General features: G+C 61.4%; 20 protein-coding genes. 12 read left to right on the top strand and 8 right to left on the bottom strand.

Going from position 1 to position 20,889, the window contains the following annotated elements:
- Window positions 1-4: 4 nt before the first annotated feature.
- Both NKH31_RS15425 and NKH31_RS15420 read right to left on the bottom strand, forming a co-directional pair.
- Window positions 5-292, bottom strand: a complete 288-nt coding sequence (locus tag NKH31_RS15425; protein ID WP_254862680.1) for a cation:proton antiporter — start codon at window positions 290-292, stop codon at window positions 5-7.
- Window positions 289-1,323: a monovalent cation/H+ antiporter subunit E gene (locus tag NKH31_RS15420; protein WP_254862679.1), complete on the bottom strand. Its 1,035-nt coding sequence runs from the start codon at window positions 1,321-1,323 to the stop codon at window positions 289-291. The genes NKH31_RS15425 and NKH31_RS15420 overlap by 4 nt, the downstream gene beginning before the upstream one ends.
- Window positions 1,324-1,553: 230 nt before the next feature.
- On the opposite strand from NKH31_RS15420, the gene NKH31_RS15415 reads away from it, so the two are divergent.
- Window positions 1,554-2,618 (top strand): quinone-dependent dihydroorotate dehydrogenase, encoded by a 1,065-nt coding sequence (locus tag NKH31_RS15415; RefSeq protein WP_254862678.1) that lies wholly within the window; start codon window positions 1,554-1,556, stop codon window positions 2,616-2,618.
- A 65-nt stretch (window positions 2,619-2,683) separates the two neighbouring features.
- On the opposite strand, the gene allB is transcribed toward NKH31_RS15415, so the two are convergent.
- A complete protein-coding gene (gene allB, locus NKH31_RS15410) occupies window positions 2,684-4,048 on the bottom strand; it encodes an allantoinase AllB (RefSeq protein ID WP_254862677.1) in 1,365 nt (454 codons plus the stop codon).
- A 389-nt stretch (window positions 4,049-4,437) separates the two neighbouring features.
- On the opposite strand from allB, the gene NKH31_RS15405 reads away from it, so the two are divergent.
- Both NKH31_RS15405 and NKH31_RS15400 read left to right on the top strand, forming a co-directional pair.
- Window positions 4,438-4,791 carry a hypothetical protein gene (locus NKH31_RS15405; RefSeq protein ID WP_254862676.1) on the top strand — a complete coding sequence of 118 codons (354 nt, stop codon included), beginning with the start codon at window positions 4,438-4,440 and terminating at the stop codon, window positions 4,789-4,791.
- A 192-nt stretch (window positions 4,792-4,983) separates the two neighbouring features.
- On the top strand, window positions 4,984-5,472 hold the full coding sequence (locus NKH31_RS15400; RefSeq protein ID WP_254862675.1) for a helix-turn-helix transcriptional regulator: 489 nt from the start codon (window positions 4,984-4,986) through the stop codon (window positions 5,470-5,472).
- Here NKH31_RS15400 and NKH31_RS15395 read toward each other — a convergent pair.
- Window positions 5,461-5,967, bottom strand: coding sequence for a DUF7344 domain-containing protein (locus tag NKH31_RS15395; protein ID WP_254862674.1), 507 nt, complete (start codon window positions 5,965-5,967; stop codon window positions 5,461-5,463). The genes NKH31_RS15400 and NKH31_RS15395 overlap by 12 nt on opposite strands.
- 245 nt (window positions 5,968-6,212) lie before the next feature.
- Complete coding sequence (locus NKH31_RS15390) at window positions 6,213-6,377, bottom strand: DUF7563 family protein (RefSeq protein ID WP_425492325.1); 165 nt, start codon at window positions 6,375-6,377, stop codon at window positions 6,213-6,215.
- Window positions 6,378-6,947: 570 nt separating this feature from the next.
- Here NKH31_RS15390 and NKH31_RS15385 point away from each other — a divergent pair.
- From NKH31_RS15385 to NKH31_RS15375, 3 genes are all read left to right on the top strand, one after another.
- The gene (locus tag NKH31_RS15385) at window positions 6,948-7,298 is read left to right on the top strand and encodes a winged helix-turn-helix domain-containing protein (RefSeq protein WP_254862673.1); all 351 of its coding nucleotides are present in this window, start codon (window positions 6,948-6,950) and stop codon (window positions 7,296-7,298) included.
- A gap of 325 nt (window positions 7,299-7,623) precedes the next feature.
- Complete coding sequence (locus tag NKH31_RS15380) at window positions 7,624-7,899, top strand: PadR family transcriptional regulator (RefSeq protein ID WP_254862672.1); 276 nt, start codon at window positions 7,624-7,626, stop codon at window positions 7,897-7,899.
- A 258-nt stretch (window positions 7,900-8,157) separates the two neighbouring features.
- Window positions 8,158-9,180 carry a DUF1616 domain-containing protein gene (locus NKH31_RS15375; protein WP_254862671.1) on the top strand — a complete coding sequence of 341 codons (1,023 nt, stop codon included), beginning with the start codon at window positions 8,158-8,160 and terminating at the stop codon, window positions 9,178-9,180.
- Between the two features lie 373 nt (window positions 9,181-9,553).
- Here the strand turns inward: NKH31_RS15375 and NKH31_RS15370 are convergent, their stop codons facing one another.
- Window positions 9,554-10,063 carry a DUF7344 domain-containing protein gene (locus NKH31_RS15370; protein WP_254864824.1) on the bottom strand — a complete coding sequence of 170 codons (510 nt, stop codon included), beginning with the start codon at window positions 10,061-10,063 and terminating at the stop codon, window positions 9,554-9,556.
- A 375-nt stretch (window positions 10,064-10,438) separates the two neighbouring features.
- Here NKH31_RS15370 and NKH31_RS15365 point away from each other — a divergent pair, with 375 nt between their 5' ends.
- The 5 genes from NKH31_RS15365 (at window position 10,439) to NKH31_RS15345 (ending at window position 16,300) form a co-directional block, all read left to right on the top strand.
- The gene (locus NKH31_RS15365; protein ID WP_254862670.1) at window positions 10,439-11,017 is read left to right on the top strand and encodes an acyltransferase; all 579 of its coding nucleotides are present in this window, start codon (window positions 10,439-10,441) and stop codon (window positions 11,015-11,017) included.
- The gene (locus NKH31_RS15360; protein WP_254862669.1) at window positions 11,014-12,123 is read left to right on the top strand and encodes a DegT/DnrJ/EryC1/StrS family aminotransferase; all 1,110 of its coding nucleotides are present in this window, start codon (window positions 11,014-11,016) and stop codon (window positions 12,121-12,123) included. Before NKH31_RS15365 ends, NKH31_RS15360 begins: the two co-directional genes overlap by 4 nt.
- A 166-nt stretch (window positions 12,124-12,289) precedes the next feature.
- On the top strand, window positions 12,290-13,288 hold the full coding sequence (locus NKH31_RS15355; RefSeq protein ID WP_254862668.1) for a Gfo/Idh/MocA family protein: 999 nt from the start codon (window positions 12,290-12,292) through the stop codon (window positions 13,286-13,288).
- Entirely contained in the window at window positions 13,285-14,868 is a 1,584-nt protein-coding gene (locus tag NKH31_RS15350; protein WP_254862667.1) for a nucleotide sugar dehydrogenase, read from the top strand. The genes NKH31_RS15355 and NKH31_RS15350 overlap by 4 nt, the downstream gene beginning before the upstream one ends.
- Before the next feature lie 430 nt (window positions 14,869-15,298).
- Complete coding sequence (locus tag NKH31_RS15345; RefSeq protein WP_254862666.1) at window positions 15,299-16,300, top strand: glycosyltransferase; 1,002 nt, start codon at window positions 15,299-15,301, stop codon at window positions 16,298-16,300.
- A gap of 36 nt (window positions 16,301-16,336) precedes the next feature.
- On the opposite strand, the gene NKH31_RS15340 is transcribed toward NKH31_RS15345, so the two are convergent.
- Window positions 16,337-17,272, bottom strand: a complete 936-nt coding sequence (locus tag NKH31_RS15340) for a polysaccharide deacetylase family protein (RefSeq protein ID WP_254862665.1) — start codon at window positions 17,270-17,272, stop codon at window positions 16,337-16,339.
- 329 nt (window positions 17,273-17,601) lie between these two features.
- On the opposite strand from NKH31_RS15340, the gene NKH31_RS15335 reads away from it, so the two are divergent.
- Entirely contained in the window at window positions 17,602-19,194 is a 1,593-nt protein-coding gene (locus NKH31_RS15335) for an alkaline phosphatase family protein (RefSeq protein ID WP_254862664.1), read from the top strand.
- Between the two features lie 59 nt (window positions 19,195-19,253).
- Here NKH31_RS15335 and NKH31_RS15330 read toward each other — a convergent pair whose 3' ends face one another.
- Complete coding sequence (locus NKH31_RS15330; protein WP_254862663.1) at window positions 19,254-20,561, bottom strand: hypothetical protein; 1,308 nt, start codon at window positions 20,559-20,561, stop codon at window positions 19,254-19,256.
- Window positions 20,562-20,889 lie beyond the last annotated feature (328 nt).

Here is a 20,889-nt window from a genome sequence, read left to right as displayed (position 1 = left end):
TCGATCACAGCACACCGCCTCGCTCGACCGTGAACTTAGAGATCGCAACGGCCATCAGGAAGTTGAGCAGCGCGTAAATGAGCGCCACGTCGAGAAACCACGGTTCGTCGAGCCCGGCCGCGAGCAGCGCCAGGATGACGACGGTGTTCGTCCCGAGGACGTTGACCGCGAGCAGTCGGTCCTGCGTCGTCGGTCCTTTGACCGCGCGATAGAACATCGCGATCGCCAGGACGACGAACAGGGCCGCGGCCACGAGAAAGACCTCCTCGACGGAGAGCCACGTCGGCGTCATCGATGGTCACCTCCGACGATTTCCGTATCGCCGCGTTCGCGCGGCGTCGCGATACGCGCGGCCCGCCGCCCGTAGAAGACGAAGCGGACGGCCCGTTCGAGACGCCCCTCGAAGAGGTCTTCGCGCGCGTCGGGAATGAGCGTGTGGACGAGAAGTCGTTGGTCGTTTGCCCGAACAGTCAGCGTTCCGGGCGTGAGCGTGATGCTGTTTGCCAGTGCGAGCAACGGAAGGCCGCTTCTGACGCGCGCATTCACTCGCGTCAACCTCGGTTCGATCGGCATCGACGGCCGCAAGATGACCGCCGAAATCAGCACGTTCGCCTTGACGATCTCGTAGATGAGGTACGGAATGTAAAGCGAGAAGCGGACGACCCGGAGCGGCGAGTGTACGCGGTGTGGCGGCGTCGAAAATGTAATCTGGGCGAGCGTCAGCGAAACGATCCCCGCGACCGCCGCTCCCGTCACCAGATCGAACCAGTAGGTCGGGTCGCCGAGAATGAGATAGAATCCGTAGGATATCCAGAAGAGCGCAAAGACCCGGTCGAAGGTGGCTTTCCCGACCAGGCGCCCGTGCGTGGCGGCTCGCTCGACCGGCGCCGTCTCAGTAGCGAGGCCGACGTCGGTCAGTTCGCGTTCGAGCGGTTGTAACAGCGGAACGGTGCCCCCGGGATGGTACTCCGGGTCGAGGATGAGTCGATCGACGTCGTTCGCCTCGGCGTACGCGGCGAACCGATCGGCGTAATCTCGTGGCCCGAAGAGGTACTCCTCGGTTCCGATCGTCGCCGTTTCGACCGAGATATCCGCCGCAGTGCCGACGTCTTCGGTCGCCCACAGCGTCGCCCGAGTGAGGACGTCTTCTAACTCAGAAACGGCCTTTTCACCCTCCGGAACGGCCGCGTCGTACGGAACCGCGACGACCAGGTGGAGTTCGCTGGAGCGATCGCCGTCCGCCAGTTCGGAAACGGCGTACGCGATCGTCTGACGGATCGTCACTGAGTCGGAGACGGGGACGAGAACGGTCTCAGCCGCCATCGTCACCACCGGCGTCGGAACAAAGTATCCAGGACATGACTCGGGTGTTGGTAGTCGACTCAAGCGCCACCCGTAGGAAAACCATTTCGTTATCCAGTGGCAACCGTAGAACGCAGCCGTCAGACGCCAGATTTCGTCATCCGTTCGAGAGGATCCTCGACCACGCGGTCCGATCACCGTCCAAGGGGTGTTTCGAGGGGTTTACGTAGCGTTCACCCGAACGAACATCGATGAGTCTCTACAGGCAGGTACGTCCGCTCGCGTTCAAACTGCCACCGGAGACGGCACACACTATCGGTAAACGCATCTTGGGTGGCCTCCAGTCGACCGGTCCGACCCGCGCGGCGGTTCGATGGCGATACCAGTATCGCCACCCGTCACTCTCGATCGACCGGTTCGGAACGACGTTCCCGAATCCGATCGGCGTCGCCGCTGGTTTCGATAAGAACGCAGAAGTCCTCAGGGCTCTCTCCGATCTGGGCTTTGGCTTCGTCGAAGCGGGAACCGTCACCCCGTACCCACAGGAGGGAAATTCACGACCTCGGCTGTTTCGCTTACGGAACGACGAGGCGATGATCAATCGGATGGGGTTCAACGGCGACGGAATGGAAGCAGTACGCAGACGACTCGAGTCGCGACCACCGTCCGAGACGCCCCTCGGCATCAATATCGGAAAAATGAATACGTCGGACGAGTCCGAAGCGCTCGAAGATTACCGACGCGTCTTCTCCCGACTCCGTCCCCACGGCGACTACTTCGTCGTCAACGTCTCGTGTCCGAATACGCCCGACGAATTCGACGAAGACGACCCGGAACACCTTCGTTCGATATTCGAGGTCCTGACGGCGGAAAACGATCGCGGGAAACCGATACTGGTAAAGATCGGACCGGAGTCGCCGACCGAATCGTTACTCGAACTCGTCGATATCGTCGAAGCGTTCGACCTAGATGGTCTGGTAGCGACCAATACGACTACCCGTCGCGACGATCTCACCTCGAGCGATCGAACCGAGTGGGGTGGACTCAGCGGAAAGCCGCTCGAATCTCGATCGACCGAGGTCGTGCGGACGCTCGCCGAGAACACGGAGCTCCCGATCATCGGCGTCGGCGGGGTAGACTCGGCCCAGAGCGCCTACGATAAGATCAAAGCGGGAGCCTCGCTCGTCCAGCTATATACCGGATTCGTCTACAACGGTCCCTCCACCGCCCGCGAGATAAACGAAGGACTCGTCGAGTTACTTCAGCGAGACGGCTTCGACTCGATCGAGGATGCCGTCGGAGCGGATCTGGCGTGACCGTCTGGTATGAATGTTGGTGAAACTTGAGGACCGGCACGGTCTTTCGAGCCGGAGTGGCCGGTTCAATCGACGTCGACGCGCGTTCCGTCGCCGGGTTCGCCGGTGACGCGTCCGTCCTCGTAAACCACCTGACCGCGGACGATCGTCGTGTGAGCACGGCCGACGAAGGACTCCCCTTCGAACGGGGTGACGGTGTTTTTCGAGTGAAGCGCGTGACGGTCCTCTAGCGTCCACGCCTCGTCCGTATCGACGATTGTGAGGTCCGCGTCTGTGCCGATCCTGAGCGAGCCTTTCTGCGGATACATCCCCCAGACCTGAGCGGGTCGGGTCGAGTGGTGATAAACCCACTCTTCGAGTTCCAGGCGACCTTCGTCGACGAAGGTCAACATCGCCGGCACTTGCGTTTCGAGACCGACGAAGCCGGAGATAGCGGCCCAGGTGTCACCGAACGGATCGTCGACCAGTTTCTCTTCGTCAGTGTGCGGAGCGTGATCGGTCGCGATGCAATCGATGACGCCCGCCGAAAACTGTTCCCAGAGGCGCTCGTGCTGGTCGGTCGATCGAATCGGGGGCTGGACGCGTGCAACGTTTCCTTTCTCCTCCAGAACGGATTCGGTAAACCAGAGATAGTGCGGCGCCGTTTCGGCCGTCACGTCCACGCCACGTTCTTTCCCGCGAGCGACCGCATCCGCCGCGTCGCCGGAAGAGACGTGGAACATGTGTATTGGAACGTCACGATCCGACGCGAAGGTGATCATTCGCTCGACAGCCTCGCGCTCGGCAAGTACCGGACGGGAGTGAGCATGATCGATTGGCCTGTTTTTTCCGGCGGCCCTGTACTGCCGCTCGTAGTGATCGATGATTTCGCCGTTTTCCTCGTGAAAGCCGAGTCGCTTTCCGGTCTCCCGGATCGCCGTCATCGCGTCTAGAATCTCGCCGTCGGTGGGTGCCGGAACGTCGCCGACCGTAGAGCCGAGGAAAATCTTGAATCCGAGTGCGCCGGCAGCATCGAGGGCGGGGATTCTGTCGACGTTCTCGGACGTAACGACGGCGTAGCTCTGAAAGTCTACGTGGGCGGCCGCCTCGCCCCGCTCGAACTTGAGTTCGAGCGCTTCGGGCCGGTCGATCACGGGATCGGTGTTCGGCATCCCGACGACGGTCGTCACCCCGCCCGCTGCGGCGGCACGAGTCGCCGACTCCCAATCTCCTTTGTACTCGAGACCTGGCTCGCGATTGTGGATGTGGGTGTCGATTACGCCCGGGACGACGACGGACCCGTTCGCGTCAATGGTGCGTTCGGCATCGGGAAGCTGCCCAGACCGGCCGAGGCTCACGATCGTTCCGTCGTCGATCGCGATTCCGGCATCCGGAACCTTGCCGTCCGGCGTCACGACCGTAGCGTGTTTTACGACGAGGTCGACAGTCATCACATCGAGTTTCGTCGCCCCGGCAAAGTAGCTTCGGAAGACGTCCGCCGGCCCGTTGACGGAAACGAGTATCCGTCCGCACCGTCGAATTCGCATATATACACTGACGGTCGTAACCGTCTACTGCCGACAATTATGGCGCGTTACGGTCAGGTACCGAATAATCAGAGGATCGACAGTTCGGTCGCCGCTGCATAGTTTTAGATGTCCGATCCACAGGTGTGCTGGACCTGCATGGCTAGATTCTCAGCCGGCGTTTCGGGTATTCGCCCATTGTGTATTGGCGCCCAGAGCCGATGCAACTGACTAAATCGGAGGAAATCGGACCGACGAAAATCGGTCCGTGTACGTGAAAGATAACTAACGCCGTCGGAGGAAACGGCTCCAGTATGATCGGATCACTCATCGTGTTCGCCATCAGTCTCCTGATCGGCGCGCTGGGAATTTACGTGGGAGCGAAAGTCATCGTCGACGTCGAAGACTATACCTACGCGATCGTCACGGCGCTCGTCGGTGCGGTCGTCTGGGCCGTCGTTGGATTCTTCTTCGGGTGGATTCCGCTGCTCGGTCCGGCGCTCGTGTTACTATCGTATCTCGCCGTCGTCAACTGGCGGTATCCGGGTGGGTGGGTGCAGGCTGCGGGGATCACACTACTCGCGTGGATCTCGGTACTCGTGGTACTCTACATCCTCGCGTTCCTGGGTGTCACCGATTTCGAAGCGGTCGGGGTTCCTGGAACGTAGGTATCGAAGGTGAAAAACGGTACTTGATACTTCCCGCAAGGGCCGTCTCGATCGGCTGCAGCGGAAAACGAGTCAAACGGATTGAAAAAATGCCAACGCTGTATCACACAGCTCGCTGAAAAAGTGCTTTACTACCGGCTGCTGTCTGTGTGAGCGTGACGTCGGGTTATTCAGCGACTGAAAGGTGATCGCATGATACCTCCTTTGAGCCAGTGGAATCTACCGGCACGCGTTCGGACGGACGCGCCCGTTGTGATCGACACGATCGACGTTTCGATCGTCGTGGCGGTTTCCGCGATCGTCGTCATCCTGATCGCCGCGCTCGTGTTACGAACCAGGCAATCGTCGCCACAGGATACGGCCCACGAACAATCATTTTCGAGGGCCGATCAACCAATTTTGACCGATCGTGAACGCGTCCTCGAACTCGTCGACGCCAATGGCGGTCGCATGAAACAGACCGAAATCGTCGATTCGGTAGAGTGGTCCAAAGCGAAAGTGAGCCGGCTTCTCGCGGACCTCGAATCCAACGAAGACATCATCAAACTCCGCCTCGGTCGAGAGAACCTCATTTGCCGGCCCGGGAACGAGCCGGCCGCCTCACGCTCTGCCCGTCCGGACCCGAACCCGTCCTCGGATCGATTCGGCGAACGGAGCGAAGAAACGCGATCAAGCGAATAGCTGGTACAGACAACCCAGTGAGACGATCAGAAGTGAGAGGGTGCCCCAGACGACGGGTTCGACGCTGTCGAAAATCGGAACACCGATTCCACTCAGCACGATCGTGAGAAGCCCCGTGATAGCGACCGCCAACGAGAGTACGACCATTCGATCGCCGGAGTGGTCCGTTCTCGACAGGTACGTTCGAACGTGGTCGAACTGTGGCCCGTGCCGGATCGTTTTCTCGTCCGGATCGTACGAGATCACCTCGTCCGATTCGAGTTGCGGTAGGTGAGTCTGTTGGAGTGAGACATAGACGCTTTTGTAGAGATTGTTCGGTACGTCCTCCTCCGAGTCGGCTTCACGAGTGGCTACGGCGGTCGCGATCGTCGACACTTCGACGGTATCCGGTCTGGCCGCTAATTCGGAGACGATCGCCCGACGTCTATCGTTGCCGAGGATGTGAAAGATGTCGCTCTCAGCGAGCCCGGTTTCTTTCTCAGTACGTTCTAACATCGTCCCGATTCACCTGTTCGTTTGACGTACCTGCTCGGACAGAATCGAGACTGGCCCCCGACCCGAATCGAATGCGCATTAGTAACAACGTCTACGTTCGGGTAACTCTTTAACGTAGTGAATTTACTCGAGACGAACCGATCTGGACGCTAAGGAAATTTGTACCGTCACCAGACCAGTCACTGCTGGATCAAATTCGATCGCCGATACAGGTCAACGTAGGCCAGGTTTCCACTGACACGGGCTCACTTGTGCCCGGTCAGGTGATCTCCTGCTTGCATCTCTCGGTACGTTGTACACGACGGACAGCCGTGGACGATGTCCCCGTTATCACCGAAGACGCGTGCGAACTGCTGGGTGACGTGCGTCCCACATTTTCGACAGCGCGTTCCGGTCGACGACGATTCCATAGGGGTCCAGTTGCGTGAGTTCGTATCCATGATGTATCACCGTACCGTGCGATCAAGCGCAACGTGCGTGATCACCGTACCTATCCGATCCTCCGTTCCGAACCACGTCTCCGTGGCGTCGAACCGATCACGGGCAGGCATCAGCCTACCAAGTCGTCGGAGACCGAATAAAGTCGCCAGTCCGTTCATCGGATCTGGCGCTGTATCACGCCATTACGGTCGAAAAATGGCGAGATCAGACAGTAGAGGGCGTGAGAGGGGCGTCAAAGCCGTTCGCTATTGATCGACCAACGAGTGAGAACGTCGGTCAGTTAACGCCACTTCAGGCAATTTACTTCGCAATCGACCCTAATACTCGTCCGGGACTCTCCCGGAAATGGGAGATTTACGGCCATAATACCGTATTTCGAAATATTAGTTTCAAGTTTTGTCGTGGAACGTTGTCCGTTATCAAGTATACCCTTCGAGAACGTGTAGCGTAGATGGTTCATCAGTCGAGACCGAGCGTCACACTGTCCCGAACGCACCCGTCGGTGCTGAAACGACACCCGACACCCACCCCCCGAACCGATGTCTAGCGAATTCAGCCAAACCGGTAGAACGTCCGACAGAACAGTCGAAGTGAGTGATAACCCAGCGAAGCAACTCGACGTCCTCGGTAACGAGTGCTCTCGCACTATCCTCGTCGCGACCCAGGAGGGCCCGCGTACCGCGAAGGAACTAACCGAGCGGACCGATAGCTCGTCAGCCACCGTTTACAGGCGGATCAATGACTTGCTCGCGAGCGATCTGATCGAAGAGTGTATCCGGTTCGACGCCGGCGGCTCTCACACCACTGCCTATCGGGCCACGGTTGAGGAGCTCTCGATTTCGTTCGATACGGACGGAATTGCGGTTTCAATCGCGCGAACGACCCAGTAGTACCGCGTCGAAGAGACGTTCGGCGTCGACGTGGATGGGAGATCGAGAAACGCGTGCAGTGATCGCCATTCGGACACTGCGAAAGGACTTCGTGACGGACGATCGACTATATTGCAGTACGCCTTCGATGTACTTCTCGGAAATCGACGTTCGTGGACCGATCGAACAGTAGAGACATCATCAGTTTGTTGACAACTACCGCCGGTTCGTCCGAATCAGAGCGTTCGGCGGGGTTGCTCTCAGTCCACCGTCGAACAGACCACTACCGTGCGTATGCGGTGAATAACAAACCGCCACACGATAAAACGCTCAGTGAGAGTGAACAATGTACGATCTGACCGGCTTCCAGCGTGACCTGTTGTACGTCATCGCGGGTGCAGACCAACCGTCCGGACAGACGGTAAAAGACGAGGTAGAAGAGTACTATGAGGCGGAGATCAACCACGGTAGGCTCTACCCGAATCTCGATACGCTCGTGAACAAAGCACTGGTCGAGAAAGGCCAGCTCGACAGACGGACCAACTACTACTCTATCAGTGACGAAGGGAGAGAAACCATCGAACGTCGCCGGCAGTGGGAATCTCAGTACGTCTCGGTCTGAGAGAGCTGACGCTGGTTACCTGTCGGATCGTTCGGAATCCGCTCAATCGATCGAACGTCACGGGCAACCGTCCCACCATCCCTGCCTTACAGCAGAGCGGCTGTGCATCATCAAGCTGGCGAGGAAGTAATACCGTCGTAACAAACCTCCTGGGGGCCACACGTTCCGGCGACACATGAATAGCGGATCGACTACGAAGCGACGTCGAGTGAACGAGTCATCGCGATCGAGTACCCGTTCGATCGGATGCCTACGACGATGAGTTCGGAAACCACGCATCGGTCGTGGCTCGGTGTAGTACGGTCGTATCCGGGCGATCTGTTGGCCTGTACGGCGATCACGGTCGGGTGCTGGTACGCCGTCACGTCCCTCCCGCCGGGAAGTCGGCTGCGGATCGCCGCCACCGTTCCGCTCTTGCTCGCCCTTCCGGGGTACGCCGTCGTCTCAATTCTGTTCCCGGGGGCGGCCCAGAGACGACCGACCCAGCGTGAGACACCGAGACAGGCCCGCGGGATCGATCTCGCCGAGCGATTGGGGCTCTCGTTCGGCATTTCTATCGCCCTGTTACCGGTAGTCTCGACACTGATCGTCCTCGTCGGATTCGACCTCTCGGCGACGTCCGCGACGACGGCAATCGGAGGGCTAACCGTCGTCGCCGCCCAAGCGGGTGCGTGGCGGAGGAGTCGCGTACCGATCGCAGACCGGTTCGTTCTCAGCCCGGTTGACCAGTTCAGGCGTTTGACTGGCGAAGATGCGCGATACGCTACCGCCACGGCTGGCGTCCTCGTCGGGGCGGTCGTTCTTTCGGTCGGCGTGCTTCTGTTCGCCATCGCCTCGCCACCCGCCGCCGCATCCTACACGGAAATCGCCCTGTACGGCGAGGACTCCGACGGAGAATACGAAATCGGTGCGATTCCGGCGGCTATCGAACCGAACGGATCGGTGTCAGTCGGCGTCGAAGTAACGAACAACCACGACGAAACGCGCCCGTACACCGCCGTTATCCAGCAACAGACGGTAGACGACGGGGAGGTAATCGATCGAACCGAATCGACGAGACTCGAGTACCAGGTCGATCCATCGAGTTCGAGTATCGAAGATGCGACGATCGCTCCGCAAGCTCCGCTCGACGAACCGGTGCGAATCGTCGTGTTGCTCTACGAAACCGACGACGGCGTCGTACCGGACGAACCGACGCTGGACAACGCCGATCAGTCGCTTTACTTCTGGATCACACTCACCGAAGATCCCGACGACGACGGAACGATCGTCGTCGATTGATCGCGGTTCGTACCCGCCGATCTCGTCGTGGGTTCCATCTGGACCCTCGATTCTAGCGAAAAACTCGATCCTATGGGGACCCGATCCTAACGAAACCCTCTATCGGCGGTCGAACCGCCGAACAGGAACTCAGACCACTTATGCAGAGAGTCCTCGCTACGAGTCACTGACAGTACGTTCTGAACGAACTACCGAGTAACGAGCCGAAACCATTGGGCGCCACGAGCGGTCGCACGTCGTCAGCGTCGGTTCGGGTTCCGCTCGAAGGTCACCTATCCCAGTACGTCTCTGAGGTCGCGATACTGACCCCGTTACGCACCGTCTCGTCGACGTGGCAGTAATGCACACCGGTTAGTAGCCGCCGGAGCTCGCGTCACCGCCACCCATCACGTGAGAGGCGGTGGACGACCGCGAGGGTCAAAAACAAGGTTGCGAGCACGACGGCGAGAATCGGTGCGAGCGACGTGGAAATCGAGCCGGAGACGACGAAGACGACAGCCAGCCCGACGAGTCCACACAGTGAAAGTGCGGAGTAGGCGCGGTACCACTCGCGGTCGTCATCGAGGTCGCTCGCGAGATACGGTTCAAACCGATGTTCGTCCATCAATAGCTCGATCCGATGGGCTTCTGGCTCCCACTCGATTATTTCGTGTTCGTCGAGCATCGGGAGGTGAGTCTGGTAGAGGGAGATGTACACACGTCGGCGCTGAGCTCGCGTGACGTCGTCTCTCGTGACGTCGTTTTCCTCGGCCGCGACGTACTCGACGAGCGGCGTCAGATCGCACGTGCCGTTTTGTTCCGTGAGGAACCGAACCGCCATACGGCGGCGTGCGTTACTGAACACGTCGAATAGCTTCGCTCTGGTGAGCTCGGCTTCAGCCATCCGTGGGGCCTCCATCGTTCGTCTCGGTTTGGGCCGTAACGGTGCGAATCGGATACCTCACGCCACTTTCTGGGATGGAGAGTGGCTTTACTATCAGTCGGCTACCCCCGCGAAAGGTGATTGTACCAGTTTCGCCGCGTGACGGACAGTAACTTCGAAATGTCGTACCCTGAATCGTCCGAATCCGGCCGCTAGATCCCTCCGAACGGCTGACCTCGAACCGTAACCGGTATCGTTCGTAGCGCAAGGCTACCGGTCGTGCAAGTGCGGGATAACAAAGCGTGATTACCGGTTGGTTTCGCCTGATTGCAACCGAGTTGTGCAGTCGATCATGAAATATAACCATCCTGTACGATCCAACACGGGTGTATCGACATGACGCGGGTCGTCGACGGTAGCGATTGTTCGATCGACGACGACGTGACGATCGGCTACGGCGAGTTCGATGAGCCGACCCGTCTCGGCGACGCGTGTACGATTAGAGCCGGCAGCATCATCTACGGTGACGTCACGATCGGTCGGAATTTCCGTACCGGACACGACGTTCTCGTCCGCGAGGGAACCACGATCGGCGACGACGTACTCGTCGGAACGAAGACCGTCATCGACGGTCAGACCGAGATCGGTTCGTCCGTCAGCATCCAGTCGAACGTCTACGTTCCGACCGAGACGGAGATCGGATCCAACGTGTTCGTCGGACCGGGAGCAGTGATGACGAACGACGAGTATCCGATACGGACGGAGGCGGGACTCGATGGGCCGACGATCGAAGACGGAGCGTCGGTCGGCGCCAATGCGACGATCTTACCGGGCGTCACCGTCGGCGAAAACGCGTTCGTCGCCGCCGGAGCGATCGTGACCGACGACGTTCCCCCCAATACGCTCGCCGTCGGCGCGCCGGCGACCGATCGACCGCTACCAGACCGACTCACGGGACCGAATCAGATCCGATGACGGACGTACCCCTCGCCGATCCAGACATCGGTCCGGCGGCGTACGACCGAATCGAAGCGCTCCTGGAGCGCGGGTCACTGGCAGACGGACCGGAGGTGCGGCTCTTCGAATCGGAGTTCGCAGAGTACTGCGGGACCGACCACGCCGTCGCGACGTCGAACGGAACGACCGCCCTCACCGCGACCCTCGAGGCGATCGGACTCGAACCGGGAGACGCGGTCGTGACCTCTCCGTTCTCGTTCGTCGCCAGCGCGAACGCCATCCGACTCGCCGGTGGTCGGCCGGTGTTCGCGGACATCGATCCCGAGACGTTCACGATCGATGAGAACGCAGTCGCCAAACAGTGTAGCGATCGCGACGATATCGTCGGCATTCTGCCGGTTCACCTGTACGGCTGTCCGGCGCCGATGACCGAGCTCGTGGAGATCGCAGACGAGCACGACCTGTTCGTCGTCGAAGACGCCTGTCAGGCACACGGCGCGTCGATCGACGGTGACCGGGTCGGATCGCTCGGCGACGCCGCGTGCTTCTCGTTCTATCCGACGAAGAATATGACGACGGGCGAAGGGGGAATAGTGACGACCGACGACGAAGCGCTGGCAGCGCGAGTCGCGAGTTACATCAATCACGGCCGGCGAGAGTCGAACGATCGCGGCTACGAGCACGCCCAGCTCGGACACAACCACCGGATGACGTCGATCGCGGCGGCCATCGGTCGGCGACAGCTCGATCGGCTTCCCTCCTTCACCGACGCCCGCCGAACCAACGCGAGCTACTACGACGAGCACCTGGCGGATGCGCCGGTCTCGAGACCGGCTGTGCCCGACGGATACGGGCACGTCTACCACCAGTACACGATCCGCGTCGACGATCGCGATGCGCTGCGGTCGTCGCTCGACGCGGCGAACGTCGAAACCGGCGTCTACTATCCGACGCCGATCCACCAGCTCCCCGCTTACGACGCGGTCCACACGGCGGCGACGGATCTCCCGGTAGCCGAACGCGCGTCGCGGGAAGTGCTCTCCATACCGGTCCATCCCGGGATCGGGACCGACGCGTGCCGACGCGTCGTCCGTGCCATCGACGAGCACTACGAATCGACATGACGAACCCGCCGAAGGCGCCGAGTCGAGAGGCGCGAGACGGAGCGGTCGAGGTGGATCGCTCTGCGCGCTGTCCCGGTAGTAGCGAGCCGATCGGCGCTATCGAACCCGACCGAAACCACGCGACTGGAGAACGAACGCGACCGGACACCCGCCGAACATACTAGACATGACAGTAATTGACAGGTCGAAACCCGTATCGATCCCTCCACGCGCCGGCGTCGTCGGCGTCGGCGCGATGGGGGAGAATCACGCGCGAGTATACAGCGAATCACGGGGCGTCACCCTCGCCGGTATCGCCGATCTCGACGAGGAACTCGCTCGATGCGTCGCGGCCGAGTACGGGACGGTCACGCGGGAGCTGGACGAGTTACTCGATGAGTGTGATCTCGTCTCGGTCGCCGTCCCGACGGCGGCACATTTCGAGGTCGTTAAACGCTGTCTCGACGCCGGCGTCCACGTCCTCGTCGAGAAACCGATCACGGCGAATCCGGAGCGGGGTGAGGAACTCGCCTCGCTCGCGCGCGAGTCCGGACTCGTCTTGCAAGTCGGTCACGTCGAACGGTTCAATCCAGCCGTCAGGGCGACCGCCGACCTGATTCGCGACCTGGACATCATCGCAGTGGACGCGAAACGACTCGGTCCGCCGGTCGATCGAACCACGAGCGATCGGGTGACACTCGACCTGATGATTCACGACGTCGACATCGTCCAGTCACTGATCGGATCGGTCCCGACGGCCGTCGCCGCCGCGGGAACCGCCGACGGACAACACGCGACGGCAACCCTCGAGTTCGACGACGTCGTGGCGACGCTGACGGCGAGTCGGGTGAGTCAACGCAAAGTGAGGCGACTGACCGTCACGGCGACCGACTGCCTCGTCGAGGTCGATTACCTCGATCAGTCCGTTTTGCTGTATCGAGACTCGTTCCCCGAGTTCGTCAGCGACGAAAGCGGAAACCGATACCGACACGAGAGCGTTATCGAACGCCCGGAGGTCAAAAACCGCGAACCGCTGCGAGCGGAGATCGAGTCGTTCGTCACCGCCGTGACCGAGGGAACGGAACCGCCGGTGACCGCCGAAGCGGGACTTCGCGCCCTCGAGACGGTTCGAACGATCGACGATCGAGTTCGAACGCGAGAGAGCCTGGAGGTCCGTTCCCGATGACCGATACGACGCCGGATCGACTGTACGATTCCCCACACGACGTCGAAGGTCGACGGGAAGCGCTCCGAGACGGATCGATCCCCATCGCGGTGTACGGGCTGGGGAAGATGGGCCTCCCCCTGGCGAGCGTCCTCGCCGAACGGACGGGGTCGGTCATCGGCGTCGATGTCGACGAGACCGTCGTCTCGACGATCAACGACGGTGAGTCTCACGTCGACGGTGAACCCGGACTCGCCGAGTTAGTCGCCGAACAGGTCGACAGAGGCCGTCTGGAGGCGACGAGCGACGGCGTCACCGCCGCGGAAACGGCGCGGGTCCACGTCATCCTGGTTCCGACACTAGTGACCGAGACGAATCAGCCGGATCTCTCCGCGCTCGAAGCGGTCCTCGACGTCGTCGCCGACGGGCTCGGTCGCGGAGACCTCGTCGTCATCGAGTCGACGGTTCCGCCGCGAACCGTCCGCGACGTCGTCGCACCGACGCTGGTCGCACGCTCGTCGCTTGAACCGGGGACGTTCGGGATCGCCGTCTGTCCGGAGCGGACGTCCTCGGGGACGGCGCTTCGGGATATTCGAGGCCGCTATCCGAAAGTGGTCGGCGGTATCGACGCCGAGAGCGCTCGCGCGGCGACCGCCCTCTACGAAGAGGTAACGGACGGGCCGATCGACGTGGTTAGCGACGCGACGACCGCGGAGGCCGTCAAGGTGTTCGAGGGTATCTACCGAGACGTCAACATCGCGCTCGCGAACGAACTCGCGACGACTGCGACGGAACTCGGAATATCGGTTCGCGAGGCGATGGACACGGCCAACGAACTTCCGGTCTGCGATCTCCACGATCCTGGTCCCGGTGTCGGGGGTCACTGTATACCGAACTACCCGCACTTCCTCCGCGATCGGACGAAGACGCCAACGCCGGTTACGTCCGTCTCTCGTCGGGTGAACGAACGTATGCCGGGGTGGACGGTAGAGGAAGTTTCCCGTCACGTAGCGGACGCTGGCGTATCGATGGACGAGGCCGCCATCGCCGTCCTGGGCGTGACGTACCGACCAGGAGTTGCCGAGTTACGGACCGCACCCGGGATCGAGATACTCGCGACGCTCGAAGCTCGAGGGTCGACCGTCTACGCGATCGACCCCATCGTCGATGCGAGCGAGATCGAATCGGCGCTCGAACGAGTACGAGCGAGCGTGACCGACTCTGCCAACGGTTCGAGCGAGTCCAACCTGATCGATTTCGATTCGACCAGCCTCGAACGATCGGTCGCCCCAACTCGTGAAACGGAGAAACGGGGATCGACGACGGTCGTCGCTCTCGACGAGTTCGGATCGCTCGAACTCGACGCTGCCGTCGTGGTCACCCCACACGAGGAATTCGAACGGATCGAGTGGGACGAACTCGAACCGATGGTGATCTTCGACGGACGAGATGGGCTCGGTATCGAGACGACTCGCCACCGGTATCGGGTGCTCGGCGGGTCCGCCGACGGCGAGACCGCCAGTACTCCGTCGAGCGGGTGGGAAAACGCCGCCGGACGGTACTCAGACGGGTTCGAACGCCTCTCACCGCCCCAGGAATGAGTCGTCGTGCGTATCGGAGACCGGCTCAGTCGACCGGATACTCCGCGATGGTCCGTCGATCGCAGTTCGGGCACCGAGTCGTCGTATCGCCAACGGACGTCCCGCACCGACGACACTCGTATACGACCATCACCGTACCGTCGTGTGGCCCATCTGTCCCACGAGCGGTGACCGTCTCAGATGACGTATTCCCGGGAGAACGAACGTGAGACAGCAGGTAGTCGACGAGCGTCATTCTAACGAACGATTCGCGCTTCACCAATGGTGGGGATAAACGTTCATCGACAGTTCACGACCTGAGAGTATCAGGAACGCCATACCGACGGTCGACGGAGATCGAGTGTAGTACGTACCACACTCGGTCGAATCGAGTGACGGGAACGTCGCAGGCGGTGTCTAACAATGCTGGCTCGTGGGCGATACGCCGTAAATGGGGACAGATCGACCGGTTTCCGTTCTCGCGCTGACGACGAACGCGGCGGCGCCGTTCTTCGAACAGCAGGTCGAGGCGTTATCACGGTACGGTGTCGAGACGACGGTGTGTGCCGTCCCGGGGGATCCGACCGGATCCGATGGGCGGTCCGCGATCGACTACGTCAGATTCGGACGAATCGTTCGCGATCGCGTCGACGAATCGACAGACCTTATTCACGCCCATTATGGCCTCATCGGTCCGTTCGCGTTCACACAGCGTCGATGTCCGGTCGTCCTCTCGCTGTGGGGATCCGATCTCCACCACCCGTTGATCGCCCCTATCAGTCGGCTCTCGGCGCGAGCCAGTTCGAACGTCGTCGTGATGTCGGCGGAGATGGCGCGGCTGCTCGATACGGACTGTCACGTGATTCCGGACGGAATCGACCTCGAAACGTTCAGACCGATGGATGGAGAGCGCGCACGCCGATCGGTCGGGTGGACCGACGGGGGATACGACGTTCTCTTTCCGTACGCCAAAACGCGAACTGTCAAAGACTACCCGCGCGCGCGATCGATCGTCGAACGGGTCGATCGGCGCCTCTCGAAGCCGGTCAGATTGCGGACGGTCTCCGGCGTCTCTCACGAGCGCGTTCCGGCGTACATGAACGCCGCCGACGCGCTCCTTTTGACCTCGCGATCGGAGGGATCTCCGAACGCCGTAAAGGAAGCGATGGCCTGTGAACTTCCGGTCGTCTCGACGCCGGTCGGTGACGTTCCAGCACGGCTGGCATCTGTCGAGCCCTCCGTCGTCGCCGGTTCGAACGACGCGCTCGTCGACGGCCTCGAGACCGTCCTCGTAAACGGCGGCCGGTCGAACGGACGAGACGCCGCACGGTCGGTCGGGATCGATCGTCAGACGAACGCGTTACTCGCGGTCTACGAGGATGCGATCGATCGCGAGGTATCGCTCGTTCCACGCGCAGAAGAACCAGAGTTGGCGAACACCGACACCACGTGAAGCGTCGGTTCAATCCGTGAGTGCGCTTCGTACGTTCTAGGTGGGACCCACACGACGGGTTCCTACCGACTCGTCGGACGTCTCGAGGACGCGACGGCCGACCTGCCCCATCGTTTCGACCGAGAGGGAACCGTCCGCCCGACGTCGTGAAACGTATGTGAGGATCCGGCGCAGTCGCGTCGAGTCGGCCGCCGTCGTCACGTTGTTCGGGTGGAACCAGAGGTGAAAGATTCCGTCACCGGTCGCCGCCTGATCGATCCCTCTGCGGGCGAGTTCGACCATCGGATCGTCGCGGACCGTCTCGGCGATACGGCGAAATCGATCTTCGAACCCGAAGGCGAACAGCGAGGGTGGAACGTCGACGAGCCCGTACTCGTCGACCCGGGGCGTGACCAGCATCGAACGCGGACTAAGTACGTCACGTACGACGGGATAGAGGCCCTCCGCCTCGTCCGTTCGCGACCGGTAAGCGATGAAGCCGGCGTCGGCGAGCGCGTCTCGGTGACCGACGCCGTTTCGCGGAAAGACGAACGAGTCGAGCGAAAGATTCCACGCGTCGGCCAGTTCCACCGCCCGTTCACACTCAGCGCGTGCCAGTTCACTCGTCGTTCCCGGATCGTCGAACAAGACGTGCGAGAACGAGTGAGAAGCGATCTCGTGATCGACGGGCGATTCGACGAGCGATTCGACGAGGTCGGGTCCGAATCGAAGATCCCGCCTGGATCGCCACTCGGTACGCTCGCGTTCGAACCACCCTTCCGGCGCCGGATGAGCCTCGTGAATCCCGTCACACGATTCGAGCATGAGGTGGCCGACCACCGCCCAGGTCGCCGGGATCTCGTGCGCATCGAGCAACGCGCGCGTCGTTTGCCACCCCCATCTGGCGCGCTCGATACGCTCGTTGGGCGGTGATTCGAGGTCGTGAAATCCCCACCCGAGTTCGGCGTCGATCGAGATTACCACGCTGCCCACGGCGGCCACCTCGAAACTGCGATCATAGCCGTCGATACCGTGTCGGGATCGATTGTTATGGCCGGCTTTTCGGTCGGTACGATCCGATCAGACCGTTCGACGAGCGACCGAGCGACGTCCCTTACGGCTGAAACCGTTTCGGCTCTAGACGTCCGTGGGGACGGAAACACGCCGTCGTTCGTCCCGTTACCGATCCGACGATAGGGACGTGATGGAGTCACACGCAACGGTCGTGTAGGGAGAGTCTCCACCGTGGATACCGATGCAGCGGTCGCATAACAAAACCGTCTCGCTCCATGGAGAGCGGTAGTTGGTGACCACCGCATCCTATGTCTGGATCTAGTACCGGCGCCGATCGAGCGTTCGTCCTCGGGCTCGACGGCGTCCCATGGCGGCTCATCGAACAGTGGAGCGACGACGGGACGCTTCCGAACTTCGCACGACTGCGCGAACGGGGCGCCTCGGGGCCGCTCGAGAGTACGCGCCCGGCGACGACGCCGCTTGCCTGGCCCTCGATTGCGACCGGGGTCTGGCCGGACAAACACGGCATTTATGGCTTTCAGAAGCTCTCCGAATCGTACACCCACCGAATGTACACCAGTCGGGATCTCCGTCAACCGCCAATCTGGCGTCAGCTTTCGCCGTCGATCGTCGGCAACGTCCCGATGACGTATCCGCCGAACGAGATCGACGGGGCCGTCGTCTCCGGGATGATGACTCCCTCGACGGAGAAAACGTTCACACACCCACCCGACCTCGGCGCCGAGATCGCCGATCACATTCCCGACTATCAGATCAGCCTGGACTACCCCTCCTACGCCGACGACCTAGACGCGTTCGAGGCGGCCGTCGACGAAATTCTCGACGCACGTCGCGCGCTGATGGAGCTGCTACTTGAGCGCGTTCCCGACTGGCGGCTATGTTTTTTCGTCTTCACCGCACCGGACCGGTTCCAGCATCTGGTGTGGGACGAAGACCGGCTTCGGTCACACTACAAGATCCTAGACGAGTTACTCGGCGAGATTCTCGATCGCACCGACGCGGCGAACGCCGACCTCTACGTCGTCTCCGATCACGGCTTCGGACCGATCCACACACTCGTCTACGTGAATTACATCCTCGAACAGAACGGATTTCTCACGCGACGGGAGGACGACGGAACGAGAGGCGCGCTGTCGGCGCTCGGAATCACCAGAGACTCGGTCACGAACGCCCTCGCCTCCGTCGGTATCTCGGAAGAGCGGCTGGCGACGGCGCTGCCCCGGCGGTTGGTCGACTCCGTGGCCGAGCAAATTCCGGGAGACCACGCCCTCTACGACGTCGATTACGGTCAGACGGAAGCCTTCGTCCACGACGCCGGCAACGTCTACGTGAATGACGTCGATCGCTTCGAAGACGGGATCGTCGATTCGGGGGACGTCTCCGACGTGAAAGATTCGGTTCGTGCGTGCTTCGAATCGGTTTCCGATCCCGAAACCGGCGAGTCGGTCCTCCGCGTCTTCGACGGCGACGACCTCTTTCCGACGGACGACGACGCCCCGGATCTCGTCGTCAACGGCCGGGGCGAGTACGAGAGCCGCACGACGATCGCCAACGAACCGTTCGGAGACACGGGGTCGACGGCGGCCAGTCACCGCTCTACCGGTATCATGCTGTGTGCGGGCCCGTCGATCGAGGCGGGGGCGTCGCTGCGCGGGGCTCGCGTCGTCGACGTGGCGCCGACGTTACTCCACGGGATCGACGAACCGGTTCCGTCGAACGTCGACGGGCGGGTTCTCTTCGACGCGTTCAGACCGGACTCCACCCCCGCAACGACCAAAGTGAAACGCCAGAGCGTCCGGTCGTTAGACGCCGACGAGCAGGTCGACGACGACTTTTCGGACGTCGAAAAGCGTCTCAAGGGACTCGGCTACATGGAGTAATTGGGCGGGTCCTGAGCGGTCAGCGCGAGTGATCGATCGACGATCGTCGCCGAATGCAGTCACCGAACTGACGTAAGTTTACGTCCTACCGAGCTAGCTTCGCGCCAGAGGGGATAGAGCCGCCGATAGACGGGTGTCGGGGTGACTCGAGCACCAGCCCGCAACCATCGGTGTGAGAGCGGCGGCGTCGCGTCCGCGACCAGTTCGTCGAGGTCGACCGACCGTAACCAGTCGAAGAACGCCCGCTCGGCCGGTGATCGGGCCGTCGTTTCACGGACGCGATTCCGAATATCGGCCCACATGTGTCGTTCATCCGTCCCAAGTACCCATCGCCCGTTCTCGAATCCGCGTCTGACCGCGGTGTAGTTCTCGTCCGCGAACCGATAGCCGTGATCCGTGGGGTCTAGCCCCGCGAGGCGCAACCCGATGGCCGTCCGATAGCACTTTTCACACGTGCTACAATTTCCGTCCATCCGTTCGTTACAGGTCTGGAGGTTTAGGTCCTCGTCCGTTTCGTCGACGTACGTTGCGATTCGGTCGAGACGCTCCTGGCGGGTCAGTTCGTAGCCGTCGTGGTGGCAGTCGGTCCCGGACCAGGCCACGTTATCGTCGATGCTCGGATGGGATCCCCAGGCGAGATCGATTCCCTGCCAGTGCGTGGCCGCGACGTACAGATCACTCATTCCGCTCGCGTACGCGAGCGGCGCGCACAGGCCAGTCAATCCAAGCCCGTGTCCGACCGAGCTGTACCAGGCGCCATCGACGTGTCGCTTGTAGTGAGCGAGCAGCATCGGATGATCGAGAAACCGGAGCATGTTCGATTCGACGAACGCCGCGTCGAGATCACGGTCGTCGGCGAACCTGGAAACGCGAGAACGGAGCGAGTCCCACTTCTCGTCGTCGGACTCGTCCGGCGTGATCGTCCAACCCCGCAGACTAATCAGCGTCGGGTTCTCCTCGCGGTGTCTCACGTACGAGGCCATCGAGTCGACGCCGCCGGTAAACAACAATCCGGAGCCACCCCGATCTATCGGCTCGTAGGACTCGCGTTGGCCAGCCACGAGGCGGCCGCCTTCGAGGAAGTCGTGCATCTCACAGAGGGACGTTCGAACGGCGGCGACCGAATCGGCGAACCGCGCGTCGACGACCGGCGTTTCGACGGTGGCCCCCTGTGCCCAGGCGACCGGAAGAACCTGTGCGAGGACGGGAATGACGGCGACGCCGTCCGGAACGTCGTCTATCGGCCGGTCGTACGTGGCTCGGAACGGGATCGGCGAGATGAATCGATCGAGCCCCGCGGTCGCGTCGACTCGACACACTAGCTCGGTCCCGTTCGTCTCGATTGATTCGATGGTGAGTGCTGACATGGCGTCGAGCGAGTAGGGGAGAGACCACTCCGGTTCACAAAAATCGTCCGTCCATTCGCACCGACCGTGAACGGCTATCGGGCGGCTCGGACTCGCTACGGACGCCAACGTCACGGTATCCGATCGACCGCCGATTCGTTCGGCGTCCGATTCGTGCGACGCCCCATCCAGACGTGGGGTCCTCGGTCGGTTGTGGTGAGTAAGGCGGCCGAACACGGGACGAGGTACACCGCCGTTCGACGGCGATCGTAGTAACGACGCGATAACAAACGGCTCGGGTATCGACTATCACGCAGAATGCGTAGCCCAGCCGAGTCACTGACCGCGG

Origin of the sequence: Halovivax gelatinilyticus (assembly GCF_024300625.1) — an archaeon.
In the GTDB taxonomy this organism is placed as follows: domain Archaea; phylum Halobacteriota; class Halobacteria; order Halobacteriales; family Natrialbaceae; genus Halovivax; species Halovivax gelatinilyticus.
This window is presented reverse-complemented; position numbering and strand designations above follow the sequence as displayed.

Excerpts from the sequence above, each read along its gene's own strand:
- NKH31_RS15375 (WP_254862671.1), top strand. The coding sequence starts at position 8,158 with ATGAGTTCGGAAACCACGCATCGGTCGTGGCTCGGTGTAGTACGGTCG.
- NKH31_RS15405 (WP_254862676.1), top strand. The coding sequence starts at position 4,438 with ATGATCGGATCACTCATCGTGTTCGCCATCAGTCTCCTGATCGGCGCG.
- NKH31_RS15350 (WP_254862667.1), top strand. The coding sequence starts at position 13,285 with ATGACCGATACGACGCCGGATCGACTGTACGATTCCCCACACGACGTC.
- NKH31_RS15330 (WP_254862663.1), bottom strand. The coding sequence starts at position 20,561 with ATGTCAGCACTCACCATCGAATCAATCGAGACGAACGGGACCGAGCTA.
- NKH31_RS15355 (WP_254862668.1), top strand. The coding sequence starts at position 12,290 with ATGACAGTAATTGACAGGTCGAAACCCGTATCGATCCCTCCACGCGCC.
- NKH31_RS15420 (WP_254862679.1), bottom strand. The coding sequence starts at position 1,323 with ATGGCGGCTGAGACCGTTCTCGTCCCCGTCTCCGACTCAGTGACGATC.
- NKH31_RS15395 (WP_254862674.1), bottom strand. The coding sequence starts at position 5,967 with ATGTTAGAACGTACTGAGAAAGAAACCGGGCTCGCTGAGAGCGACATC.
- NKH31_RS15390 (WP_425492325.1), bottom strand. The coding sequence starts at position 6,377 with ATGGAATCGTCGTCGACCGGAACGCGCTGTCGAAAATGTGGGACGCAC.
- allB (WP_254862677.1), bottom strand. The coding sequence starts at position 4,048 with ATGACTGTCGACCTCGTCGTAAAACACGCTACGGTCGTGACGCCGGAC.
- NKH31_RS15380 (WP_254862672.1), top strand. The coding sequence starts at position 7,624 with ATGTACGATCTGACCGGCTTCCAGCGTGACCTGTTGTACGTCATCGCG.
- NKH31_RS15385 (WP_254862673.1), top strand. The coding sequence starts at position 6,948 with ATGTCTAGCGAATTCAGCCAAACCGGTAGAACGTCCGACAGAACAGTC.
- NKH31_RS15400 (WP_254862675.1), top strand. The coding sequence starts at position 4,984 with ATGATACCTCCTTTGAGCCAGTGGAATCTACCGGCACGCGTTCGGACG.
- NKH31_RS15425 (WP_254862680.1), bottom strand. The coding sequence starts at position 292 with ATGACGCCGACGTGGCTCTCCGTCGAGGAGGTCTTTCTCGTGGCCGCG.
- NKH31_RS15345 (WP_254862666.1), top strand. The coding sequence starts at position 15,299 with ATGGGGACAGATCGACCGGTTTCCGTTCTCGCGCTGACGACGAACGCG.
- NKH31_RS15335 (WP_254862664.1), top strand. The coding sequence starts at position 17,602 with ATGTCTGGATCTAGTACCGGCGCCGATCGAGCGTTCGTCCTCGGGCTC.
- NKH31_RS15370 (WP_254864824.1), bottom strand. The coding sequence starts at position 10,063 with ATGGCTGAAGCCGAGCTCACCAGAGCGAAGCTATTCGACGTGTTCAGT.
- NKH31_RS15360 (WP_254862669.1), top strand. The coding sequence starts at position 11,014 with ATGACGGACGTACCCCTCGCCGATCCAGACATCGGTCCGGCGGCGTAC.
- NKH31_RS15415 (WP_254862678.1), top strand. The coding sequence starts at position 1,554 with ATGAGTCTCTACAGGCAGGTACGTCCGCTCGCGTTCAAACTGCCACCG.
- NKH31_RS15365 (WP_254862670.1), top strand. The coding sequence starts at position 10,439 with ATGACGCGGGTCGTCGACGGTAGCGATTGTTCGATCGACGACGACGTG.